The 8512-nt window shown below is 45.6% G+C and carries 6 protein-coding genes and 3 tRNA genes; all 9 read right to left on the reverse strand.

Annotation, left to right across the window (positions count from 1 at the left end; genetic code table 11):
* Positions 1-25: 25 nt before the first annotated feature.
* The 9 genes from R7P64_RS12695 to R7P64_RS12735 all read right to left on the reverse strand — a co-directional run bounded on the left by R7P64_RS12695 (position 26) and on the right by R7P64_RS12735 (position 8509).
* The gene (locus R7P64_RS12695; protein WP_213968959.1) at positions 26-2869 is read right to left on the reverse strand and encodes a M16 family metallopeptidase; all 2844 of its coding nucleotides are present in this window, start codon (positions 2867-2869) and stop codon (positions 26-28) included.
* Between the two features lie 9 nt (positions 2870-2878).
* Positions 2879-3340 carry a YqaA family protein gene (locus R7P64_RS12700; protein WP_005379938.1) on the reverse strand — a complete coding sequence of 154 codons (462 nt, stop codon included), beginning with the start codon at positions 3338-3340 and terminating at the stop codon, positions 2879-2881.
* Positions 3334-4284, reverse strand: coding sequence for an NADP-dependent oxidoreductase (locus R7P64_RS12705; RefSeq protein WP_005385434.1), 951 nt, complete (start codon positions 4282-4284; stop codon positions 3334-3336). Before R7P64_RS12705 ends, R7P64_RS12700 begins: the two co-directional genes overlap by 7 nt.
* A 123-nt stretch (positions 4285-4407) precedes the next feature.
* Positions 4408-5538, reverse strand: coding sequence for a sodium ion-translocating decarboxylase subunit beta (locus R7P64_RS12710; RefSeq protein WP_005379935.1), 1131 nt, complete (start codon positions 5536-5538; stop codon positions 4408-4410).
* Between the two features lie 9 nt (positions 5539-5547).
* Positions 5548-7332 (reverse strand): sodium-extruding oxaloacetate decarboxylase subunit alpha, encoded by a 1785-nt coding sequence (gene oadA / locus R7P64_RS12715; protein WP_104979686.1) that lies wholly within the window; start codon positions 7330-7332, stop codon positions 5548-5550.
* A 31-nt stretch (positions 7333-7363) separates the two neighbouring features.
* The gene (locus R7P64_RS12720; protein WP_005379932.1) at positions 7364-7621 is read right to left on the reverse strand and encodes an oxaloacetate decarboxylase subunit gamma; all 258 of its coding nucleotides are present in this window, start codon (positions 7619-7621) and stop codon (positions 7364-7366) included.
* A gap of 553 nt (positions 7622-8174) precedes the next feature.
* Positions 8175-8251, reverse strand: a tRNA-Arg gene (locus tag R7P64_RS12725).
* Positions 8252-8303: 52 nt separating this feature from the next.
* Positions 8304-8380 (reverse strand) — tRNA-Arg (locus R7P64_RS12730).
* Between the two features lie 52 nt (positions 8381-8432).
* Positions 8433-8509, reverse strand: a tRNA-Arg gene (locus tag R7P64_RS12735).
* Positions 8510-8512 lie beyond the last annotated feature (3 nt).

Consider the following 8512-nt stretch of genomic DNA (forward strand, 5'->3'; position numbering starts at 1 on the left):
GTTTCTCCGCTATTAAATGTGTACTCTATCGAATGATTTCAAGCTCTTCTACGTCTTTCCCCAACTTTTCTAATTGAGGACGCAACGATTTAGCATCACCAACGACGATAATTTGATAGTCATTTGGATCAAACCATTTCTGAGCCAGCGCATTCAACGTCTGCTTATCGACTTTTTCTACGATAGCGTTTCTTTGCTGCAAGTAATCATGATCGAGGTTGTACTTAAGAATATCACTGATGAGCTCCGCTTTTTGTGTTGGCGTTTCATATTTCAGTGCATCTTTTTGACCGACCGCTTGACGCATAAATTTCATCTCTTCATCAGTAATACCTGACTGCGAGTATTCATTTAGCTCATTTTCCATCTCAATGATCGAAGCAACCGTTGCATCCGCTCGTACTTGCGCGGTGAAAACCACCGAGCCTGTTTCTGGATTACCAGAGAAGTAGCCGTAAGCACCGTATGTGTAACCCTTGTCTTCACGTAGATTTTGGTTAATGCGGCTATTGAAGTTCCCAGCTAAGTTGAAGTTTGCCAGTTGGCTTAGGTAAAAATCGCCCGTTGCGTCGTAAGGCATACCTTGACGAACCATCATGACCACACTTTGCGGCGCTCCTGGTTTATCAACAAGATGGATCTTTTGCTCACCTAATGCAGCAATGCTTTGCGGTGCATACAATGGCGCAGCTTCATCTTGCCAGTTTTTCCAGAACGTCAGTTGCTGCTCAATTTCCTGTTTATTGATGTCACCAACAACGACGATTTGCGCACTTTGTGGCGTGTAATGCTTCGAGTAGAATTCACGGACATCATCCAACGTTAATGCACTGACACCTGCTTGCGTGCCGTCTTTTGGTCGAGCAAAAACCGAATCCCCATAGAGCACCTGACGACTCGCTTGTGACGCCATCCAACTTGGATTTTGGTGCTCATATACCAGGCCTTCTAGCGCTTGCATTTTTACACGCTCGAAATCATCTTGATTAAATGCAGGAGACAGCAACATCTCTTCGACAATTTTTAACGTCGGCTCTAAGTTCTTTTCTAGAGCAGAAACACTGATGTTTGTTGTATAACCTGTGGCATTAACAGAGATAACACTACCTAGTTTATCAAGCTCAGCTTGAATCTCTTCGACACTGCGTTTCGTTGTACCTTCTTGCAACATCGCAGCGGTCAATTGGGCAAGACCTTCTTTACCCTTTTCAACAAAACGTGTCCCTGCAGGTAAACTAAATTGCATCATCACCGTCGGCGTTTCATCGCTAACTGCACCAAGCAGCTCTGAGCCATTCTTGAAATGTAACTCGTACAGCTCTGGCATCGTCGCTTTCACTGGTTCTCCTACTGGCGGTTGCACTGAGCGATCGAAGTTATCGGTCGCACGACGATACGCCAATTGGTCATCGGAAATCTTCTCATATTCTGGCAGCGTACGCTTTGGTGTCACAAAGGTCGCAGGTTTTACGACAAGGTCTGTTTTTCCTTTTGGGACCACGCTTAGGGTCACTTTGTTCTTACCTTGGATAAAGTCCGTATACGCTTTTTCTACCGAAGTCGGCGTAACTGCACGGATTTGTTCAAGCTGTTGCTCAAGACGATCAGGATCGCCGAAAAATGTCTCGTTGGAAGCCAACTGAGTCACTTTACCTTTAACGCTTTCTAGCGCAAAAATAGCATCCGCTTCCGCTTTACCCTTCAACTGCTCAAGGCGATCTTCTGTCACGCCTTTTTCCGCAAACTGATTCAGTGATTGTAAAAGCTCGTCGTACAGTTTTGATAGGTCGCCTTTGTCTCCAGAATCACCCATTGCGTAAACGTAAAAGTTACACGCCAGTTCAGCACAATCATGGAATGAACCAGCATCGACCGCTTTTTGAGTCTTCACTAGGTCTTGATAGAGCACGCTGTTGGTACCGCCACCCAATACTTCTGATAATGTATCGAGAGACGCTTGGCTTTCTTCGCCATTGTAGGTTGTTGGCCACGCGATCATCACCATAGGTTGTTGAATACGATCTTCTAGAGTGATGTATTTATCTTCTTGCAGTTTTGCAGGTTGTTTCGGCGCATTTTCAACCTCAGGACCACGAGGAATCGAACCGAAGTACTTATTTACCCACTCTAGAGTTTGTTCAACGTCTAAGTCACCACCGATCGTGATAGTCGCATTGTTTGGGCCATACCAACGCAAGAAAAACGCTTTGAGGTCGTTCACATCAACACGATCAAGATCTTCAACATAACCAATGGTTTGCCACGAATACGGATGACCTTCAGGATATAGCGCTTCGGACATGCGCTCCCAAATTAAGCCATAAGGACGATTATCGTAACGCTGAGCTCGCTCATTTTTTACAGTCGAACGCTGAATTTCAAATTTGCGTTGAGAAACCGCATCCAACAAAAAGCCCATACGGTCAGACTCTAACCACAGCATTTTCTCGAGCTGGTTAGCAGGGACAGTTTCAAAGTAGTTAGTACGATCGCGGTTTGTAGTACCATTTAATGTGCCGCCAGCCTCCGTGATGATTTTGAAGTGCTCTTGGTCACCAACGTTCTCTGAACCTTGGAACATCATGTGCTCAAAGAAATGCGCAAAACCAGACTTACCCACTTCTTCACGAGCTGAACCAACATGGTAAGTCACATCCACATGGACCAATGGGTCAGAATCTTCAGGAGCTAAGATCACCGTTAAACCATTATCGAGTTTATACTTTTGGTATGGAATCTTAACTTTGCCTTCTTCAGCTTTCGATGACTCAACGAAAGTTACCCCTTTCGGCAGTGATGAAACTGGCGTATTTGATGCGCAGCCCGTGATCACCAACAGTGAACACGCGCCAACCCAAAACATCTTCATGTACTTTCCTTAAAATAATCCGAGATAGATGGCCGCAAGTAAGCTATACCTAGCAGCCTTTCCTAAAAATATTAAAATCACGCAAGGCAGAAACTTCATTCTTAGCCACCCTGCGGCTAAACACAGCGGGTCTCCTATTACAGGTAACCAGCTAAAAAATAACCCCCAATAGCCATACTTAGAGAGCCACTTTAATGCGGTATGACCGTGCTTTTCCTCTTGTGCTTTGTTGGGAATCCACAAGCCAAGCCAATAATTTGTTAAGCCACCAAGCGTATTACCGATAGTAGCGACCATAACAATTGAAGAAACGGAGTATTGATTTAATGAGAGAGTGGCAACTAAGCCCGCTTCAGAACCACCAGGCAACAACGTGGCACTGAGAAAACCGGTCATGAAAAGCACCCATAATGCTGAATCTGAAAACCAAAGCGCTAAACTTTCAAAACTCGTGTTAAATGCTTCTAGCATGTCATATCAAGCAACACCTTGCCTCTGGTTCTTCCTGATTCGACCTGCTGGTGAGCACCAATGACATCACTCATAGGATAAACCTGTTGAATTTCAGTCTTCAGTAAGCCAACGCCGACCATGTACAACAAGGTATCTAACTGCGCAGGGTCTGGTTCAACCAACATGCCACTAGCCTCAAAGCCTAGGAGTTTGGCTTTTTCACAAATCAGCTCAGCAGTTATGGTTGGAACGGTGATGACTCTCGCATTGTCTTTCAAGCATTTAAGCGCATCTAACGCAGCATCTCCGCCTACTAAATCAATCAAAACATCAACATCTTCCACACGTTCTGACACTGGTGCAAATTGATAGTTCACTGCATGAGCACCGAGCGTCGCAAGGTAGTCTAGATTTCGTTCACTGCAGGTTGTAAAGACTTCCGCTTTCGTCGCGATCGCAATTTGTACCGCGAGGTGTCCAACACCACCGGCTCCAGCGAGGATAAGTACGCGATCGTTTTCCGTCACATTAGCCTTACTGAGAGCTTGTGCCGCAGTTTGTCCCGCCAACGGTAATGCAGCAGCTGCCTCTAAAGTGACAGAGCTAGGAACATGACTTAACTCAGTTTCTGGAACACATATGTATTGGCTGTAACCACCGCCTCGAACTGGGAAACCAATAAATCCAGCCACCTCATCACCTTCATTAAAACGTGATGCCCCCTCTCCACAAGACATCACTTTTCCTGAGATGTCGTAACCTGGCACCCAAGGTAAATTATCCTTATTCTGCGCTGCCGCCCAACCGAGCCCAGCTCGAGTTTTGACATCAATAGGATTTACGCCTGAAAAAGCGACTTTTACTAAGACTTCACCAGGCTGTGGTGATGGTGTAGAAGCATGTTGAATCGCGAGTACGTTGGCATCACCAAACTCAGTGATAACGATCTGTTTGTGTTCCATAAACCATTCCCTGCAAGAAAACAAAAAGGGATGCGAAAGCATCCCTTTGACTATAAACCATTTTGTTAACCTAAGTTAATCGTGATTTTGTAAATTGGTTGATCATTCCATTTTCAATAATGTCTAACCAACAAGTGCTAACAATATACCAGCCGCAACGGCTGAACCCAGCACACCAGCAACGTTTGGTCCCATCGCATGCATTAACAAAAAGTTTTGCGGGTTAGCTTGTAAACCAACTTTGTTTACGACTCGCGCGGCCATTGGTACCGCAGAAACGCCAGCCGCACCAATAAGTGGGTTGATGTCTTCTTTCGAGAACTTGTTAAGCAGTTTCGCCATCAGGACGCCCGCACCAGTACCGATACTAAATGCAACTGCGCCTAACCCCAAGATACCTAACGTTTCTAGGTTCAAGAACTGCTCAGCTTGCAGCTTAGAACCAACACCAAGACCTAAAAAGATAGTCACTATGTTGATCAATTCATTTTGAGCAGTTTTCGATAAACGATCGACCACACCAGCTTCACGCATCAAGTTACCCAAACAGAACATACCAACCAATGGCGTAGCTGAAGGTAAGAACAGAATCGTCATCAGTAATACAGCAAGCGGGAAGATGACTTTCTCCCATTTACCAACATGACGAAGCTGAGCCATCTTGATTTGACGCTCTTCCTTGGTTGTCAGTGCTTTCATGATTGGTGGCTGGATGATCGGCACCAATGCCATATAGCTGTATGCCGCGACTGCAATCGCACCTAGCAGATCTGGAGAGAGCTTACTCGCTAAGAAAATCGCTGTTGGCCCATCAGCACCACCGATGATCGCGATAGACGATGCATCCGCCATGGAAAACTCCATGCCAGGTACATAGTTGAGTAAAATAGCGCCAAACAGTGTTGCAAAAATACCAAACTGCGCAGCCGCACCTAACCACAACGTTTTTGGGTTTGCGATCAAAGCACCAAAGTCGGTCATCGCGCCCACACCCATGAAGATCAATAGCGGGAACACACCCGATTCAATCCCAATGTAGTAAACGTAGTAGAGCAAGCCACCAGGCTCAGTAAAGCCAGCATTTGGAATATTCGCCAAAATAGCACCGAAACCAATCGGCAATAACAGTAAAGGTTCAAATCCTTTTTTAATTGCCAAAAACAGCAAAGTACAACCAACCAGCATCATACAGATTTGGCCGAACTCGAAGTTAGCGATCCCTGTTTCTGCCCAAAGGGTTAACAATCCGTCCATGATACTCCCTTACGCTAGGCTCAACAGAGGCGCACCTACTGTGACAGCATCGCCTTCTTTAACGTTCAGCTCTTGAACCACACCACCACGCGCCGCTCGTACTTCAGTTTCCATTTTCATCGCTTCAAGGATGAGCAATACATCGCCTTCAGCTACCTCAGCACCAGGCTGAACATTCACTTTGAAGATGTTACCTGCAAGAGGAGCAGGCACCGCTTCAGCTGAAGCATTAGAAGGTGTGCTAGGTGTAGCCGATTTTGCCGGTGCATTAGAAGGAGCAACAGATGTCAGTTCACCTTGAGGGCCAACTTCCACCTCATACACCTGCCCGTCAACACGTACACTATAAGTTTCTACACCACCAGTTGCTGGTTGAGCTGCAGGTACAGCAGGCTTCGCAGCTTCTAGCGTTGGTGCTGGCTCAAATGCTTCTGGGTTTTCACGATTCTTAAGGAACTTAAGCCCAACTTGAGGGAAAAGTGCATAAGTGAGTACGTCATCAACACGCTCACTTGCTAGCTTAATGCCTTCTGATTTCGCTTTCTCCATCAGATCAACCGTAAGCGTCTCCATTTCAGGTTCAAGTAAATCGGCAGGACGACAGCTAATTGGCTCTTTACCATCAAGCACTTTCGCTTGCAGTTCTGCATTTAACTCGGCTGGCGCTTGACCGTACTCACCTTTCAATAGGCCAGCGGTTTCCTTGGTAATACTCTTATAGCGCTCGCCAGTAAGAACGTTAATCACCGCTTGCGTACCGACGATCTGTGAAGTTGGAGTCACCAATGGAATGAAACCAAGATCTTTACGTACACGAGGGATCTCTTCTAATACTTCATCAATGCGATCCGCAGCGCCCTGCTCTTTCAACTGGCCTTCCATATTGGTCAACATACCACCAGGCACTTGGGCAATCAGGATGCGTGAATCGACTCCTTTTAACTGGCCTTCCCACTTCGCATACTTCTTACGTACCTCACGGAAATATGCGGCGATAGGTTCCAGTTGCTCGAGTTTCAAATTGGTATCTCGCTCGGTGCCTTCTAGCATAGCGACTACCGTTTCAGTCGGTGTATGGCCGTAGGTACAACTCATTGAAGAAATCGCAGTATCAAGAATATCAATACCGGCTTCTACTGCTTTTACCGCTGTTGCTGTAGACAGCCCCGTTGTTGCATGACAATGAAGTGCCAATGGCACATCACAAGACGCTTTGATACGCGTGATAAGCTCTTCCGCTTCATAAGGCTTAAGTAAGCCAGACATATCTTTAATACACAGCGAATGACAACCTAAATCCTCTAGGCGTTTTGCCAAGTCAACCCAAGTGTCTGCGTTATGCACTGGGCTCGTTGTGTAAGACAACGTACCTTGAGCATGCGCACCAACATCAACCGTTGCTTTCACGGCTTTCTGGAAGTTTCGCACGTCATTCATTGCATCAAAAATACGGAATACATCCATGCCGTTAGCATGCGCGCGTTCAACAAACTTTTCTACTACGTCGTCGGCATAATGGCGGTATCCTAAAAGGTTTTGACCACGCAGTAGCATTTGCATTGGTGTATTAGGCATCGCTTTTTTTAGTTCACGTAAACGCTCCCAAGGGTCTTCCCCTAAGAATCGAATACAAGAATCAAATGTTGCACCACCCCAAGTCTCTAGAGACCAGTAACCAACCTTATCCAACTCAGCTGCGATAGGCAGCATATCCTCAATACGCATACGCGTAGCAAATAGTGATTGATGGGCATCACGAAGGACCACATCAGTAATAGCTAGTGGTTTAGACATGCTCTTAAACTCCTTTTTAATCCTAGTTCGGCTACTTCGCGAATGAGGCGCGATGTTTATGAATCGCAGCCGAGATCGCCGCCACTACTTGTGGACTAACAGCTGAAGAGGTTGATTGAATATTAGTGTTTGTTTTTGGTGCTGCGATCGGCTCTGGTACTTCTTCTGGTACCAATTTCGACATTAACCGAACGAGATAAACAAGAATAGTGAGGAAAATAAATACGACCGCCATCCCCGTTAGCATCAGGGTGGCCGCATCTACTAGCAGGCTTCCTATATTAGTCATGTTGCTTCCTTTCTTTGTCATCCTGACAACGTGCAGGACTTTAATAGTGTCAAATCCCGACCCATGGATTATCTCGATTGGTTAAATTTTGTCAATTTTGTTTAAGGAAGGTTTGTAGTAATCCTGATAAATGATTATTTATTCACTACCCAGATCACAGTTCATGACAAAATAATCACTTCAAATCGCTATCACCTTACGAACAGAGTAAAGGAGGACATAAATAAAAACTGCGATTTAGATTTCAAAATCAAATCGGGACTCACGCAGTAAAAACCAACAAAAACAAAAAGATGAACAAGATTAACAATAAATAAACAAATAACAAACAAAGTGACTACATGAGAGTGATTGAAATGAAAAATGGAAGTCAGTGTATAGGAGGGATAATCAGGATGATTTCACACGATGCGACAGAAGCTTGATAGCAAATTGCTTAGATACGCACATATTCGCTTTTAAAAAAGAGGAACATAGGCTCTAGTGATCCTACGCCATATTTCAGATGTCTAGATACAAAAAAGCCTCGCAATTGCGAGGCTGTTTCAATGAGTGGCGCGTCCTGGAGGATTCGAACCTCCGACCGCCTGGTTCGTAGCCAGGTACTCTATCCAGCTGAGCTAAGGACGCGCAGTTTTCGATATCGACTTTCGTCAACATCAGGGCATTACCCTGCAATAAGTGGCGCGTCCTGGAGGATTCGAACCTCCGACCGCCTGGTTCGTAGCCAGGTACTCTATCCAGCTGAGCTAAGGACGCGCAATTTTCGACATCGACTTTCGTCAACATCAGGGCATTACCCTTTAATAAGTGGCGCGTCCTGGAGGATTCGAACCTCCGACCGCCTGGTTCGTAGCCAGGTACTCTATCCAGCTGAGCTAAGGACGCGCA

This window comes from Vibrio sp. 2304 (assembly GCF_033339475.1).
GTDB lineage: Bacteria > Pseudomonadota > Gammaproteobacteria > Enterobacterales > Vibrionaceae > Vibrio > Vibrio alginolyticus.

What these genes read in the sequence shown, in the direction of transcription:
- R7P64_RS12695 (WP_213968959.1), bottom strand. Translation starts at nt 2,869, where the DNA reads ATGAAGATGTTTTGGGTTGGCGCGTGTTCACTGTTGGTGATCACGGGC.
- R7P64_RS12720 (WP_005379932.1), bottom strand. Translation starts at nt 7,621, where the DNA reads ATGACTAATATAGGAAGCCTGCTAGTAGATGCGGCCACCCTGATGCTA.
- oadA (WP_104979686.1), bottom strand. Translation starts at nt 7,332, where the DNA reads ATGTCTAAACCACTAGCTATTACTGATGTGGTCCTTCGTGATGCCCAT.
- R7P64_RS12705 (WP_005385434.1), bottom strand. Translation starts at nt 4,284, where the DNA reads ATGGAACACAAACAGATCGTTATCACTGAGTTTGGTGATGCCAACGTA.
- R7P64_RS12700 (WP_005379938.1), bottom strand. Translation starts at nt 3,340, where the DNA reads ATGCTAGAAGCATTTAACACGAGTTTTGAAAGTTTAGCGCTTTGGTTT.
- R7P64_RS12710 (WP_005379935.1), bottom strand. Translation starts at nt 5,538, where the DNA reads ATGGACGGATTGTTAACCCTTTGGGCAGAAACAGGGATCGCTAACTTC.